The sequence below is a fragment of the Azotobacter bryophylli genome (genome assembly GCF_042643485.1).
Classification (GTDB): Bacteria; Pseudomonadota; Gammaproteobacteria; order Pseudomonadales; family Pseudomonadaceae; genus Azotobacter; species Azotobacter bryophylli.
Map to the genome: position 1 here is coordinate 273,337 of NZ_JBHRSJ010000034.1, position 14,790 is coordinate 288,126.

The following is a 14,790-nucleotide window of genomic DNA, read 5'->3' on the forward strand; positions in this document are numbered from 1 at the left end:
TCGCCTCTAAAGATATGCAGCTTGAGCGGCTTCAAGATTGCCTTGGGCATCCAATATCAATTCGCAGAACTCTCGAACGGCTCCTTCTCCGCCGCGTGCCGATGTCACTCCATGAGCGTGTTGGCGAACAAAGCTGTGGGCGTTTGCTACCGCCATGCCGAGCCCTACCCTGCGGATGACGGGTAGATCGGGCAGGTCATCTCCCAGATAGGCAACCTGCGAGTAGTCCAGGCCCAGTTCTGCAAGAAGTTCTTCCAGGACGGCTAGTTTGTCCTCGCGCCCCTGGTACACGTGCTGTATGCCGAGGTTATTGGCTCGACGTTCAACCGCGGGGGTGGTTCTGCCGCTGATGATGGCAGTGAGGACTCCGGATGCGATCAGCATTTTGATGCCGTGACCGTCGAGAGTGTTGAATGTCTTGAACTCGCTGCCATCGGCTAGAAAGTAAAGGCGACCATCGGTCATGACGCCGTCGACATCAAAAATCGCCAATTTAATAGTCTTGGCGCGCTGCGCTAAAAGACCGTTCATTATAGAACTCCTGCATGCAGGAGATCATGCATGTTCAGGGCGCCGACTGGTCGATCAGTGTCGTCGACCACTACCAGCGCGTTAATTTTATGGTCTTCCATGATTTTCAGAGCTTCGGCGGCAAGCATCTCTCGACGTACAGTCTTGCCGTGAGGTGTCATTACTTCATCGATGAGGGCCTTGCGCACGTCAATCTCACGGTCCAGGGTGCGCCGTAGGTCTCCGTCGGTGAAAATCCCAGCGAGACGACCGTCTGCTTCCAAGATGACGGTCATGCCTAGCTTCTTGCGGGTCATTTCCAGCAGCGCATCGCGCAGTGAGGTCCCTCGCTGCACATAGGGCAGGTCCTGGCCGACATGCATGATGTCCTCAACCTTGAGCAGTAGGCGGCGACCTAGTGCGCCTCCTGGATGAGAAAAGGCGAAGTCTTCAGCGGTGAAGCCTTTTGCTTCGAGCAGGGCAATGGCCAAGGCATCGCCCAGAACCAAGGTCGTGGTTGTGGAGGATGTTGGTGCCAGGTTCAATGGGCAGGCTTCTTGGCTGACACTGCAGTCGAGGTTCACAGCGGCAGCAGTAGCCAGTGGCGAGTGGGCATTGCCGGTCATGCTGATCAGCGTGACTCCCATGCGCTTGATCAGGGGCAACAACGTGAGGAGCTCGCTGGTGGTGCCGGAGTTCGACAAGGCTAGAACCACGTCGTCGCGGGTAATCATGCCCATGTCGCCATGGCTCGCCTCGGCCGGGTGTACGAAGTAGGCCGTCGTTCCGGTGCTGGCCAGGGTGGCAGCAATCTTTCGGCCGATATGACCGGACTTGCCCATGCCCAATACCACGACCCGTCCCTTGCTCTTTAGGATCAGTTCGCAGGCGCGGGAAAAGTCTTCATTAATACGCGCCTGAAGTGCCTCAATAGCCTTTGTTTCAAGGCGAATGGTGCGCTGTGCGGAGTGGATAAACGTGCTCGGTTGGGACATGGTAGGCAGTTAGTCACCAAAAAGGCAGAGATTATAACGGCAATAACGGCGGTACTCACGCTTCCTGCTGCAAAAGTCGTTGATCTAAGGGCGTTCTTGGGACAACGGTGTGCATGGTGTTATAGTGCTCGGCCTAATTCCGGCCGGCAGGTTCGGTTTATCCTCGATCGGGGCTACGGCGTCGCCCGGCGGTATTTGCAAGGAGTCTAGATGAGCGCCGCTAATGACTACGCGGTCGAGCTGAAAGGGGTAACTTTCAAGCGCGGCTCGCGCAGAATTTTCGATAACGTCGATATTCGCATCCCTCGTGGCAAGGTCACCGGTATCATGGGACCTTCAGGTTGTGGCAAGACTACCTTACTGCGATTGATCGCCGCCCAGCTCAAGCCTAATGCTGGCGAAGTCTGGGTTAGTGGCAAGAATCTCCCTCGTTTGTCGCGTGGTGAATTGTTCGATTTGCGTAAGGAAATGGGGGTGCTGTTTCAGAGCGGTGCCTTGTTCACCGATCTCAATGTTTTCGAAAATGTCGCCTTCCCCTTGCGGGTGCACACGAAGCTGCCAAACGAGATGATTCGGGATATCGTCCTGATGAAGTTGCAGGCGGTTGGCTTGCGTGGGGCGATAGATCTGATGCCGGACGAGTTGTCTGGTGGCATGAAGCGTCGTGTGGCGCTTGCTAGGGCAATTGCCCTTGATCCTCTGATCTTGTTGTACGACGAGCCCTTCGTTGGCCAGGACCCGATTGCGATGGGGGTTCTGGTGCGCCTGATCCGGCTGCTTAATGATGCGCTCGGTATCACCAGTATCGTTGTTTCCCATGATATTGCCGAAACGGCTAGCATCGCCGACTACCTCTATGTGGTAGGGGATGGTCAGGTGCTCGGTCAGGGGACGCCCCAGGAGCTGATGAATGCCGATAATCCGCGGATTAGCCAGTTCATGAAGGGGATGCCGGATGGTCCGGTGCCCTTCCATTATCCGGCGCCGGATTACCGCGAAGATCTTCTGGGGGGCGTCAATGCATAAGAAAACCTTGCTCGATCAGATTGCACTGCTCGGACGTGCAGGTCTTGATGTGGTCGAGTCAATGGGGCGTTCGGCGCTCTTCCTCATGCATGTGGTGTTTGGTCGGGATGGTCTCGGCAGCGGTTTTCAACTGCTGGTCAAACAGATCTATGCCGTCGGCGTTCTATCGCTGGCGATCATCGTGGTGTCAGGCATCTTTATCGGCATGGTGCTGGCATTGCAGGGCTTCAACATCTTGGTTGACTATGGTTCGGAGCAGGCGGTCGGGCAGATGGTTGCCTTAACCCTATTGCGTGAGCTGGGACCAGTGGTTACCGGCTTGCTGTTCGCCGGTCGGGCCGGTTCGGCGCTAACCGCGGAAATCGGCAACATGAAGTCCACCGAGCAGCTTTCCAGTCTGGAAATGATCGGCGTGGACCCTCTCAAGTACATCATCGCTCCTCGCCTGTGGGCTGGATTTATCTCCATGCCATTGTTGGCCATGATCTTCAATGTCGTCGGCATCTGGGGCGGGAAAATGGTCGCGGTGGACTGGCTCGGGGTGTACGAGGGATCATTCTGGTCCAACATGCAGAGCAATGTGGACCTGTACGAGGATGTGTTGAACGGTGTGATCAAGAGCGTCGTGTTCGCATTCGTGGTGACTTGGATCGCTGTTTTCCAGGGTTACGATTGTGAGCCGACCTCAGAAGGGATCAGTCGTGCTACGACGAGAACCGTGGTTTATGCCTCGTTGGCCGTGCTTGGCCTGGATTTCATACTGACTGCTTTGATGTTTGGAGATTCCTGATGCAAACCCGCACTTTGGAAATCAGTGTCGGCCTGTTTCTACTGGGCGGCCTGTTGGCTTTGTTGTTGCTGGCATTGCGAGTCAGTGGCCTGTCGGTCGGAAGTAGCGGCGAAACTTATAAAGTTTATGCCTATTTCAACAATATTGCCGGTTTGACTTCGCGGGCCAAGGTAACGATGGCGGGAGTCGCCATCGGTAAGGTTACGGCCATCGATCTTGACCGAGACAGTTATACCGGGCGGGTCACCATGGAGTTGGATAGGCGTGTGGATAATCTGCCGTCGGATTCCACTGCCTCGATCCTGACGGCCGGCCTGCTTGGCGAAAAATATGTTGGCATCAGTGTTGGCGGAGACGAGAAACTGCTCAAGGATGGTGACGCCATTCGGGATACTCAGTCTTCGCTGGTGTTAGAGGACTTGATCGGCAAGTTCCTGCTCAACACCGTCAACAAAGATAAACAGTAAGTTCACATGAGGGTTCTTTTCATGCTCAATGCTTTGCGCCGCGGCGCTCTGGTGCTGCTTGCTCTATTGCCTCTTTTTGCCAACGCCTCGGCTACCCCGCAACAAGTGGTGCAACAGACTACCGATCAACTGTTGAGTGATTTGAAGGCCAACAAAAGTACCTATAAAAAAGATCCGACAGCTTTTTACAATGCCGTGAATGGCATCATTAGCCCGGTTCTGGATGCCGATGGCATTAGTCGCAGCATCATGACAGTCAAGTACTCGCGCAATGCGACTGCTGAGCAGATGCTTCGCTTCCAAGAGAACTTCAAGCACAGCTTGGTTCAGTTTTATGGCAATGCTCTGCTCGAGTTTGACAATCAAACTGTCCGTATTCTGCCCTCCAATCAGATCGAAGGTGACCGTGCCAGTGTTGGCATGGAAATTCGCGACAGGCAAGGCACTCTCTATCCGGTCTCTTACACCATGGTGAAGAAGGACGGTCGCTGGTTGCTGTACAACGTCATCATCAACGGCATCAACATCGGTAAGCTGTTCCGTGACCAGTTCGCCGATGCCATGCAGCGTAATGGCAATGACTTGGACAAAACCATCGATGGTTGGGGTGATGTAGTTGCCAAGGCCAAGGATACCGAAGCTGGCAAGCAGGCCGCTGGTCAATGAGCAAGGCTGCCATTCGCCAGTCGGAGCCCGGTGTGCTCGCGCTGAGCGGTGTGCTTGACTACAGCTCCGGACCGTTCTTGCGTGAGCAGGGCAAGGTGCTGATTGGCACTGCTCAGGGGCGGGATCTGGTGCTCGATTGCGCAGGGGTTGCGAAATCTACTAGCGTAGGGTTATCCCTACTGTTGGCCTATATGCGCGATGCAAAAGCGGTCAGCAAGCGTCTGAGGGTGCGAGGGATGCCTCAGGACATGTATCAGATCGCTCAGGTCTGCGGTCTTCTCGAGCTGATTCCGCTGGAAGATTGAAGGTGTAATCCATAGCCCCCTGTCTGCAGCCCCTGTGGTGGGGTTCGCAGGCAGGGGGCTTTTTTGTATGATGGCCCATCGAGTTTTCGAGGTGGGAAGCCAGTCGTTTCAAGGCCTGTTGCGCTGGTATTTCCTGTCGATTGGATTCACACGGAAAGGTTTGAGGTAAGCGATGCAACCCACTGAAGTGAAAAAATTCTTGGAAACCAGGCTGTCGAACGTTCAGGTCGAAGTGGAAGGCGAGGGTTGCAATTTTCAGCTGAATCTTATTGGCGACGAACTGGCGGCCATGAGCCCGGTTAAGCGCCAACAGTTGGTCTACTCCCACCTCAATGAGTGGATTGCCAATGGCAGCATCCATGCTGTCACTATGAAGTTTTTCAGCCGTGCTGCCTGGGCCGAACGAGCCTGAGCCGGCAACGAGAGAATATGGACAAACTGATCATTACCGGCGGAAAGCGCCTCGATGGCGAGATCCGCATCTCCGGGGCCAAGAACTCGGCCTTGCCGATTCTAGCTGCGACCCTTCTCGCCGATACTCCCGTTACCGTCTGCAACCTGCCGCATCTGCATGACATCACCACCATGATCGAGCTGTTCGGGCGTATGGGCGTACAGCCGGTGATCGACGAAAAGCTCAGTGTCGAAGTAGATGCCAGCAGCATCAGAACCCTGGTCGCACCCTATGAGCTGGTCAGGACCATGCGGGCATCGATCCTGGTTCTCGGTCCTATGGTCGCCCGGTTCGGCGAGGCCGAAGTGGCCTTGCCTGGTGGTTGTGCCATCGGCTCGCGACCGGTCGACCTGCACATTCGAGGTCTCGAGGCCCTGGGGGCCCAGATCGAGGTGGACGGGGGCTACATCAAAGCCAAGGCTCCGGCTGGTGGTTTGCGTGGCGGGCATTTCTTCTTCGATATCGTCAGCGTGACCGGTACCGAGAACATCATGATGGCTGCGGCCCTGGCCAACGGCCGTACCGTTCTGGAGAACGCTGCGCGCGAGCCGGAAGTCGTCGACTTGGCCAACTTCCTCAATGCCATGGGCGCTCAGGTCAAAGGAGCTGGTACCGATACCATCGTCATCGAGGGTGTCAAGCGCCTGGGGGGAGGGCGTTACAGCGTGATGCCGGATCGGATCGAGACCGGAAGCTATCTGGTGGCTGCGGCTGCGACCCGCGGTAGGGTCAAGCTCAAGGATACCGATCCGACCATCCTCGAGGCGGTGCTGCTCAAGCTGGAAGAAGCAGGCGCCCATATCGACACCGGCAACAACTGGATCGAACTGGATATGAAGGGGAATCGGCCGAAGGCCGTCAACGTGCGTACCGCACCGTACCCGGCATTTCCTACCGATATGCAGGCGCAATTCATTGCCATGAATGTGATCGCCGAGGGTACTGGCACGGTTATCGAAACCGTGTTCGAGAATCGATTCATGCATGTTCATGAGATGAACCGCATGGGGGCGCGCATCGTGGTTGAGGGTAATACCGCTATCGTCACTGGCGTGCCGCAATTGAAGGGGGCTCCGGTGATGGCCACTGATCTGCGTGCCTCCGCCAGTCTGGTGATCGCCGCATTGGTGGCAGAGGGCGATACCCTGATCGATCGCATTTACCATATAGACCGCGGCTACGAGTGTATCGAAGAAAAGCTGCAGCTACTTGGCGCCAAGATCCGTCGTGTCCCGGGCTAGGTATGAGGCTTGTGGGAGCTGGTATTCTTCCAGCGGCCCCTTTCGCCCAGCCTACCTGGTCTGACCTGCGCTGTTCTGAAGGATTTTTAATGCTCACCATTGCCCTGTCCAAAGGCCGGATTCTCGACGATACCCTGCCTCTGCTCGCCGAAGCCGGTATCGTCCCTACCGAAAACCCGGACAAGAGCCGTAAGCTGATCATCCCCACTACCCAAGAGGACGTCCGTCTGCTGATCGTCCGCGCAACGGACGTCCCTACCTACGTCGAGCACGGTGCTGCCGATCTCGGCGTAGCGGGCAAGGATGTGCTGATGGAATACGGTGGCGAGGGGTTGTATGAGCCGCTGGATCTGCAGATCGCTCGCTGCAAGCTGATGACCGCCGGCAAAGTCGGTGCCGCGGAGCCCAAGGGGCGTCTGCGGGTAGCAACCAAGTTCGTCAACCTGGCCAAACGCTACTATGCCGAGCAGGGCCGGCAGGTCGAAGTGATCAAGCTGTATGGCTCGATGGAGCTGGCGCCTCTGGTCGGCCTGGCCGACAAGATCATCGATGTGGTCGACACTGGCAATACCCTGCGCGCCAATGGCTTGGAGCCTCAGGATTTGATCGCCACCATCAGCTCGCGGCTGGTGGTGAACAAGGCTTCGATGAAAATGCAGCATGCACGCATCCAGGCACTGATCGATACCCTGCGCGAAGCCGTCGAATCCCGACACCGGAAGTAATAGTCCCGCCTATACGCCTATCCGTGTCATAGTCAGAAATCTCGGGTGCCCGCGCGGAAGGCTTGCTAGTCTAGCGGCGCCTGAGCATCAGCCAATCACGAGGCCCATTATGACCGCACCCATCGCCATTCGCCGACTCAACGCTGCCGATGCGGATTTCTCCCGCCATCTGGACCACCTGCTGAGCTGGGAGAGCGTGTCGGACGACGCGGTCAACCAGCGGGTGCTGGAGATCATTCAGGCTGTGCGCAGCCGGGGTGATGAGGCCTTGGTGGAGTATACCCAGCGCTTCGATGGCTTGGAGGCCTCCTCCATGGCCGACCTGATTCTGCCGCGTGAGCGCCTGGAGCAGGCCCTCACGCGCATCACCCCGGCTCAGTGTGAAGCGCTGGAAAACGCCGCACAGCGAGTGCGCAGCTACCACGAGAAGCAGAAGCAGGACTCATGGACCTACACCGAGCCTGACGGTACCGTGCTCGGTCAGCAGGTCACTCCGTTGGATCGGGCCGGCCTTTATGTTCCGGGCGGCAAGGCCTCGTATCCCTCGTCCGTGCTGATGAATGCAATTCCGGCCAAGGTTGCCGGAGTGGCTGAGGTGGTGATGGTGGTGCCGACTCCGCGCGGTGAGGTTAATGAGCTGGTGCTCGCCGCGGCTGCCATCGCCGGGGTTGACCGGGTCTTCACCATCGGTGGTGCCCAAGCTGTGGCCGCGTTGGCCTATGGCACCGAGAGCGTGCCTCAGGTGGACAAGATTGTCGGTCCCGGCAACATTTACGTGGCCACCGCCAAGCGTCACGTTTTCGGCCAGGTAGGCATCGACATGATCGCCGGTCCTTCAGAGATTCTGGTGGTTTGCGACGGCCAGACCGATCCGGACTGGATCGCCATGGACCTGTTCTCCCAAGCCGAGCACGACGAAGACGCCCAATCGATCCTGGTCAGCCCGGATGGAGTTTTCCTCGATCGAGTGGCCGAAAGCATCGCCCGTCTGCTGCCCACCATGGATCGGAGCGAGATCATTCGTACCTCCATCGAGGGCCGCGGTGCTCTGATCCAGGTCGCCGATATGCAGCAAGCCATGGCAGTGGCCAACCGCATCGCTCCGGAGCACCTGGAGCTTTCCGTGGCGGATCCGCAGCAATGGTTGCCGCAGATCCGCCATGCCGGCGCCATCTTCATGGGGCGCTATACCGCCGAGGCCCTGGGCGACTACTGCGCCGGTCCCAACCATGTATTGCCGACTTCTGGCACTGCGCGCTTCTCTTCTCCGCTGGGCGTCTACGACTTCCAGAAGCGTTCGTCGATCATTTTCTGCTCGGCGACCGGCGCTTCCAAGCTGGGCAAGACCGCCTCGGTACTGGCTCGCGGGGAGTCGCTGACCGCCCATGCCCGCAGCGCCGAGTACCGCATCAAGGACTAAACCCTGGCCCGCCGGGGTGAGCGAATGTTCGCCCCGGATCAAGACATTCGAGGAGAGAAGGGCGTGAGCAAATTCTGGAGCCCTTTCGTCAAGAACCTGGTGCCCTACGTGCCGGGCGAGCAGCCGAAACTGAGCCGGCTGGTCAAGCTGAACACCAACGAGAATCCCTACGGCCCATCGCCCCGGGCTATCGCGGCCATGCAGGCCGAGCTGAACGACAACCTCCGTCTCTACCCGGATCCCAACAGCGAAATCCTCAAGCAGGCTATCGCCGGCTACTACGGGGTAAGGCCGGAGCAGGTCTTTGTCGGCAACGGCTCCGACGAAGTGCTGGCGCATATCTTCCACGGCTTGTTCCAGCATGGCGTGCCGTTACTGTTCCCGGACGTGACCTACAGCTTCTACCCGGTCTACTGCGGTCTGTACGGTATCCCCTTCGAGACGGTTCCGCTGAACGAGCAGTTCCAGATCCGTGTCGAGGACTATGCCCGTCCGAACGGCGGAATCATCTTCCCCAACCCCAACGCGCCGACCGGTCGACTACTGCCGCTCGCGGCCATCGAGCAGTTGCTCCAGGGCAGCCCTGATTCGGTAGTGGTGGTGGACGAGGCTTACGTGGACTTCGGCGGCGAGACGGCTATCGGCTTGGTCGATCGTTACCCGAACCTGCTGGTAACCCAGACCCTGTCGAAGTCGCGTTCCCTCGCGGGGCTGCGGGTTGGCCTCGCTGTCGGTCACAAGGATCTGATCGAGGCGCTGGAGCGGATCAAGAACAGCTTCAACTCCTACCCGCTGGATCGCATGGCCATCGCCGGAGCTGCGGCGGCCTTTGAGGATCGAGCCTATTTCGAGCGGACTTGCCGGCAGGTCATCGCCAGTCGCGGGTGGGTGGTCGCCGAGCTGCAGCGGTTGGGCTTCGAGGTGTTGCCCTCGGCCGCCAACTTCGTCTTCGCCCGCCATCCGCAGCGCGATGCCGAAGAGCTGGCGACCGGCCTGCGTGCGCAGGGGGTGATCGTTCGCCACTTCAAGCAGGAACGCATCCGCCAATTCCTGCGCATCACCATCGGTACCCCGGAGCAGAACCAGGCGCTTATCGAGGTCCTGTCGACCCTCTGCTGATCGCTTGCCCGATGATTCGGCGGCCCGCACTCAGTGGGCCGTTTTTCTATGGAGCTGCGTGATCGCTTTTAGGGCTGGGTCGTTTCCGGTGGCGTGCGCAAACCGATTTCGGCGGTCAGGGTCATGGGCTTGCCGTTGCGCAGGATTTCGATGCCGATTTTCTGGCCCGGCTGGGTCTGCGCTACCTTGTTCATCGAATGGCGCCCGTCGGTCGCCGGCTCGCCATCGATGCTGATGATCAGATCCCCGGGTTGCAGCCCGGCTTTCTGCGCGGGGCCGTCCCGGTAGATGCCGGCGACGACGATGCCTGGGCGTCCGTCGAGACCGAAGGACTCCGCCAGCTCCGCGGTCAGCGGTTGGACTTCGATGCCCAGCCAGCCGCGGACGACTTGGCCGTGCTGGATGATTTCCTGCATGACATCCATTGCCAGCTTCACCGGGATGGCGAAGCCGATCCCCTGCGAGCCGCCGGATTTGGAGAAAATCGCGGTGTTGATGCCGATTAGATTACCGTCGGCGTCGACCAGCGCTCCTCCGGAATTGCCGGGGTTGATGGCGGCGTCGGTCTGGATGAAGTCCTCGTAGGTGTTCAGTCCCAGCTGGTTGCGGCCGGTGGCGCTGATGATGCCCATGGTCACTGTCTGACCGACGCCGAACGGGTTGCCGATCGCGAGGGCCACGTCGCCGATACGGATATTGTCGGAGCGGCCGATATGCATGACCGGCAGGCCCGTCAGGTCGATCTTGAGTACCGCCAGGTCGGTTTCAGAATCGCTGCCGACCACGCGGGCGATGGTTTCCCGGCCATCCCGGAGGGCGACGATGATCTGGTCGGCTCCGGCCGTTACATGGTTGTTGGTCAGCAGGTAACCATCGGAGCTCATGATCACGGCCGAGCCGAGGCTGGACTCCAGGCGTCGCTGGTTGGGCAGGGAATTGCCGAGGAACTGGCGCAGCATCGGATCGTCGAGCATCTGAGTGGCAGGTTTCTCGACGATCTTGGTCGTATAGAGATTGACCACCGCCGGTGCGGCACTGCTGACGGCGTTCGCGTAGGAGGAGGGGCCGGATTGGGACAGCAGGGAGCGGGAAACGCCCGAGTCGTGCCCGCTCTGCGGCGGCAGGCCTACCCATTGCGGGTAGCGCTGGATGATCAGAAGTGCGAGCAATACTCCCACCAGCATGGGCCATCCGAGAAAACGCAGAGCCTTGAGCATGGCGCGGAAATCCTTGGGGTTGCGTGTGCCGAAGGGGGGAGCTTAAGGTGCGCCATTATACGAGGGAGTCGTCCCCAGGCTAGCGGCTCGCATTTGTTTCTTGGAGGCTCAATGTCTATTGCCTTATCTGTCCTGGTCGAGGAGGCAAGCCGATACCTGGCTGTCTCAGGGATGCCAGATTATTGTCCGAACGGCCTTCAGGTCGAAGGGCGTGCCGAAGTTAGGCAGATCGTCAGTGGCGTGACTGCCAGCCAGGCGCTGCTGGATGCGGCGGTCGAGGTCGGGGCCGATCTGGTGCTGGTACACCATGGGTATTTCTGGAAGAGCGAGAATCCCTGCGTGGTCGGCAGCAAGCAGCGCCGCCTGAAGACGCTGCTCACCCATGAGATGAGTCTGCTGGCCTATCATCTGCCGTTGGATGTGCATCCCGAGGTAGGTAACAACGTGCAGTTGGCCCGGCGTCTGGGCGTGCTGGTGGAGGGCCCGCTGGAGCCGGGCAATCCACGCTCGGTGGGACTGGTCGGCAGCCTGCCCGAGCCCATGGAGCCGCTGGATTTCGCCCGCAGGGTGGCTCATGTGCTGCAGCGCGAACCGCTGTTGATCGAAGCAGCACGGCCGATCCGCCGTCTGGCCTGGTGTACTGGTGCGGCACAGGGCTACATCGAGCAGGCTATCGCCGCGGGTGTCGATGCCTACCTGACCGGAGAGGTCTCCGAGTCGACCGTCCATAGCGCGCGGGAGAACGGCATCAGCTTTCTCGCTGCAGGCCATCACGCCACCGAGCGCTATGGCGTGCAGGCGTTGGGCGACTACCTTGCCTCCCGTTTCTCGATCGAGCATCGATTCATCGATTGCCCCAATCCCGTGTGAGCCTGACCTTCGGCTATATCGCTAGACTGTTTCAATCTAAGTATCTCGGTTCTTAGAATAAAGGTCTGTGCTAGAGTGCACGCACGTCCACGGCCCCGTTGGCCGTCCTCTGCAAGAAAAACCGTGAGTAGCCATGGTCGACAAACTGACGCATCTGAAGCAGCTGGAGGCGGAGAGCATCCACATCATCCGTGAGGTGGCCGCCGAATTCGACAACCCGGTGATGCTGTATTCCATCGGCAAGGACTCTGCCGTAATGCTGCATCTGGCCCGCAAGGCCTTCTTCCCCGGCAAGCTGCCGTTCCCGGTGATGCATGTCGATACCCGGTGGAAATTCCAAGAGATGTACAAGTTCCGCGACAAAATGGTCGCGGAGATGGGGCTGGACCTGATCACGCACGTCAATCCTGATGGCGTGGCGCAGGGTATCAATCCCTTCACTCACGGTAGTGCCAAGCACACCGACATCATGAAGACCGAAGGACTCAAGCAAGCGCTTGACAAGTTCGGCTTCGACGCCGCCTTCGGTGGCGCCCGTCGCGACGAGGAAAAGTCCCGAGCCAAGGAGCGCGTTTATTCGTTCCGCGATAGCAAGCACCGCTGGGACCCGAAGAATCAGCGCCCCGAGCTGTGGAACGTCTACAACGGCAAGGTGAAGAAGGGCGAGTCGATTCGTGTGTTCCCGCTGTCCAATTGGACCGAGCTGGATATCTGGCAATACATCTACCTGGAACAGATTCCCATCGTGCCGCTGTACTTCGCCGCCGAGCGCGACGTGATCGAGAAGAACGGCACCTTCATCATGATCGACGACGAGCGCATCCTGGAGCACCTGACCGACGAGGAGAAGGCGCGCATCCAGAAGAAGATGGTGCGCTTCCGTACCCTGGGCTGCTATCCCCTGACCGGCGCGGTGGAGTCCACCGCCACCACCTTGCCGGAAATCATCCAGGAAATGCTCCTGACCAAGACCTCAGAACGTCAGGGCCGGGTCATCGACCACGACCAGGCCGGTTCGATGGAAGAAAAGAAACGTCAGGGCTACTTCTAAGGTTTCCGCATCATGTCGCATCAATCCGAACTGATCAGCGAGGACATCCTCGCCTACCTGGCCCAGCACGAACGCAAGGAACTGCTGCGCTTCCTCACCTGCGGCAACGTCGACGACGGCAAGAGCACCCTCATCGGCCGCCTGCTGCACGACTCCAAGATGATCTACGAGGATCATCTGGAGGCCATCACCCGCGATTCGAAGAAAGTCGGCACCACTGGTGACGAGGTTGATCTGGCGCTGCTGGTCGACGGCTTGCAGGCCGAGCGCGAGCAGGGCATCACCATCGATGTGGCTTACCGCTACTTCAGCACGGCCAAGCGCAAGTTCATCATCGCCGATACCCCCGGCCATGAGCAGTACACCCGTAACATGGCCACCGGTGCCTCCACCTGCGACCTGGCGATCATCCTGATCGATGCCCGTCACGGTGTGCAGACCCAGACCCGCCGGCACAGCTTCATCGCCTCCCTACTAGGCATCAAGCACATCGTGGTTGCGGTCAACAAGATGGACCTGATGGGCTTCGACGAAGCCGTCTTCGAGCGAATCAAGGCCGACTATCTGCAGTTCATCGAGCGCATCGCTCTCAAGCCAAACACGCTGCACTTTGTGCCGATGTCTGCTCTGAAGGGCGACAACGTGGTCAACCGCAGTGAGCGTGCACCCTGGTACGAGGGCCCGTCGCTGATGGAGATCCTCGAGACCGTGGAGATTGCCGCCGACCGCAACCTGACCGACATGCGCTTCCCAGTGCAGTACGTCAACCGGCCGAACCTGAACTTCCGTGGTTTTGCCGGCACCCTGGCCAGCGGCATCGTGCACAAGGGAGATGAGGTCGCCGTGCTGCCGTCGGGCAAGACCAGTCGAGTGCGCTCCATCGTCACCTTCGATGGCGAGCTGGAGCAGGCGATTCCCGGTCAGGCGATCACCTTGACCCTGGAAGACGAGATCGACGTGTCCCGCGGCGACATGCTGGTGCATGCCGACAATCGTCCGCAGGTCACCGACAGCTTCGATGCCATGCTAGTGTGGATGGCCGAAGAGCCCATGCTGCCTAGCAAGAAGTACGACATCAAGCGCGCCACCAGTTACGTGCCGGGTTCGATCCCGGGCATCCGCCACAAGGTGGACGTGAATACTCTGGAAGAAACGCCGGCCAACGAGCTGAAGCTGAACGAGATCGCCCGGGTGCAGGTCAGTCTGGATGCTCCCATCGCTCTCGACGGCTATGAGTACAACCGCACTACCGGTGCCTTCATCGTCATTGACCGGCTGACCAACGGCACCGTTGGCGCCGGCATGATCATCGCCTCGCCGACCCAAGGAAGCGCCGGCAGCCATCATGGTGTCCTGGCTCACGTCTCTGCTGAAGAGCGCACTGCTCGCTTTGGCCAGCAGCCGGCCACCGTGCTATTCACCGGCCTGTCCGGGGCGGGCAAGAGCACCCTGGCCTATGCTGTGGAGCGAAAACTGTTCGACATGGGCCGCGCCGTATACGTGCTCGATGGGCAGAACCTGCGCCATGATCTGAACAAGGGGCTGGCGCAGGATCGCGCCGGGCGTGCTGAGAACTGGCTGCGCGCCGCCCAGGTGGCCCGGCAGTTCAACGAGGCCGGCCTGATCACGCTGGCCGCCTTCGTCGCCCCTGATACCGTAGGGCGCGAGGATGCCCGCGCGCTGATCGGGGCCGAACGCCTGATCACCGTCTACGTCCAGGCTTCTCCTCTGGTTTGCCGGGAGCGCGATCCGCAGGGGCTGTATGCGGCGGCTGGCGACAATATTCCCGGTGAGTCCTTCCCCTACGACGTGCCGCTGGAGGCCGATCTGGTGATCGATACCCAGCACCACTCGGTGGAAGAGGGCGTGAAACAGGTTCTCGATCTGCTGCGTAGCCGCGGCACCCTTTAATTAAGGCCGTCAGCGTCATGAAC

At 59.4% G+C, this 14,790-nt stretch carries 16 protein-coding genes; 13 read left to right on the plus strand and 3 right to left on the minus strand.

Annotation, left to right across the window (positions count from 1 at the left end; all coding sequences use genetic code 11):
* Positions 1-6: 6 nt before the first annotated feature.
* Positions 7-531: a KdsC family phosphatase gene (locus tag ACFOJE_RS17285; protein ID WP_377815896.1), complete on the minus strand. Its 525-nt coding sequence runs from the start codon at positions 529-531 to the stop codon at positions 7-9.
* On the minus strand, positions 531-1,505 hold the full coding sequence (locus ACFOJE_RS17290; protein WP_377815897.1) for a KpsF/GutQ family sugar-phosphate isomerase: 975 nt from the start codon (positions 1,503-1,505) through the stop codon (positions 531-533). Before ACFOJE_RS17290 ends, ACFOJE_RS17285 begins: the two co-directional genes overlap by 1 nt.
* A 210-nt stretch (positions 1,506-1,715) precedes the next feature.
* On the opposite strand from ACFOJE_RS17290, the gene ACFOJE_RS17295 reads away from it, so the two are divergent.
* The 10 genes from ACFOJE_RS17295 (at position 1,716) to hisC (ending at position 9,718) form a co-directional block, all read left to right on the plus strand.
* Positions 1,716-2,531, plus strand: a complete 816-nt coding sequence (locus tag ACFOJE_RS17295) for an ATP-binding cassette domain-containing protein (RefSeq protein WP_377815899.1) — start codon at positions 1,716-1,718, stop codon at positions 2,529-2,531.
* Positions 2,524-3,321 (plus strand): lipid asymmetry maintenance ABC transporter permease subunit MlaE, encoded by a 798-nt coding sequence (gene mlaE / locus ACFOJE_RS17300; protein ID WP_377815900.1) that lies wholly within the window; start codon positions 2,524-2,526, stop codon positions 3,319-3,321. Before ACFOJE_RS17295 ends, mlaE begins: the two co-directional genes overlap by 8 nt.
* Positions 3,321-3,788, plus strand: a complete 468-nt coding sequence (gene mlaD, locus ACFOJE_RS17305) for an outer membrane lipid asymmetry maintenance protein MlaD (RefSeq protein ID WP_377815901.1) — start codon at positions 3,321-3,323, stop codon at positions 3,786-3,788. Before mlaE ends, mlaD begins: the two co-directional genes overlap by 1 nt.
* 21 nt (positions 3,789-3,809) lie before the next feature.
* Positions 3,810-4,454 carry an MlaC/ttg2D family ABC transporter substrate-binding protein gene (locus ACFOJE_RS17310; protein WP_377815902.1) on the plus strand — a complete coding sequence of 215 codons (645 nt, stop codon included), beginning with the start codon at positions 3,810-3,812 and terminating at the stop codon, positions 4,452-4,454.
* Positions 4,451-4,759 (plus strand): STAS domain-containing protein, encoded by a 309-nt coding sequence (locus ACFOJE_RS17315; protein ID WP_377815903.1) that lies wholly within the window; start codon positions 4,451-4,453, stop codon positions 4,757-4,759. The genes ACFOJE_RS17310 and ACFOJE_RS17315 overlap by 4 nt, the downstream gene beginning before the upstream one ends.
* Before the next feature lie 172 nt (positions 4,760-4,931).
* Entirely contained in the window at positions 4,932-5,171 is a 240-nt protein-coding gene (locus ACFOJE_RS17320) for a BolA family protein (protein WP_377815905.1), read from the plus strand.
* Positions 5,172-5,188: 17 nt separating this feature from the next.
* Entirely contained in the window at positions 5,189-6,454 is a 1,266-nt protein-coding gene (gene murA / locus ACFOJE_RS17325) for a UDP-N-acetylglucosamine 1-carboxyvinyltransferase (protein WP_377815906.1), read from the plus strand.
* A gap of 89 nt (positions 6,455-6,543) precedes the next feature.
* Positions 6,544-7,179, plus strand: a complete 636-nt coding sequence (hisG, locus tag ACFOJE_RS17330; RefSeq protein ID WP_377815907.1) for an ATP phosphoribosyltransferase — start codon at positions 6,544-6,546, stop codon at positions 7,177-7,179.
* Between the two features lie 109 nt (positions 7,180-7,288).
* Positions 7,289-8,599, plus strand: coding sequence for a histidinol dehydrogenase (hisD, locus tag ACFOJE_RS17335; RefSeq protein WP_377815908.1), 1,311 nt, complete (start codon positions 7,289-7,291; stop codon positions 8,597-8,599).
* A 63-nt stretch (positions 8,600-8,662) separates the two neighbouring features.
* Positions 8,663-9,718 (plus strand): histidinol-phosphate transaminase, encoded by a 1,056-nt coding sequence (hisC, locus tag ACFOJE_RS17340; protein ID WP_377815909.1) that lies wholly within the window; start codon positions 8,663-8,665, stop codon positions 9,716-9,718.
* A 68-nt stretch (positions 9,719-9,786) separates the two neighbouring features.
* Here hisC and algW read toward each other — a convergent pair whose 3' ends face one another.
* The gene (algW, locus tag ACFOJE_RS17345) at positions 9,787-10,935 is read right to left on the minus strand and encodes a Do family serine endopeptidase AlgW (protein ID WP_377815910.1); all 1,149 of its coding nucleotides are present in this window, start codon (positions 10,933-10,935) and stop codon (positions 9,787-9,789) included.
* A 111-nt stretch (positions 10,936-11,046) separates the two neighbouring features.
* Here algW and ACFOJE_RS17350 point away from each other — a divergent pair, with 111 nt between their 5' ends.
* The 3 genes from ACFOJE_RS17350 to cysN all read left to right on the plus strand — a co-directional run bounded on the left by ACFOJE_RS17350 (position 11,047) and on the right by cysN (position 14,767).
* The gene (locus ACFOJE_RS17350; RefSeq protein ID WP_377815911.1) at positions 11,047-11,805 is read left to right on the plus strand and encodes a Nif3-like dinuclear metal center hexameric protein; all 759 of its coding nucleotides are present in this window, start codon (positions 11,047-11,049) and stop codon (positions 11,803-11,805) included.
* Between the two features lie 133 nt (positions 11,806-11,938).
* Positions 11,939-12,856: a sulfate adenylyltransferase subunit CysD gene (cysD, locus tag ACFOJE_RS17355; protein ID WP_377815913.1), complete on the plus strand. Its 918-nt coding sequence runs from the start codon at positions 11,939-11,941 to the stop codon at positions 12,854-12,856.
* A gap of 12 nt (positions 12,857-12,868) precedes the next feature.
* Positions 12,869-14,767: a sulfate adenylyltransferase subunit CysN gene (gene cysN, locus ACFOJE_RS17360; protein ID WP_377815914.1), complete on the plus strand. Its 1,899-nt coding sequence runs from the start codon at positions 12,869-12,871 to the stop codon at positions 14,765-14,767.
* Positions 14,768-14,790: the final 23 nt, after the last annotated feature.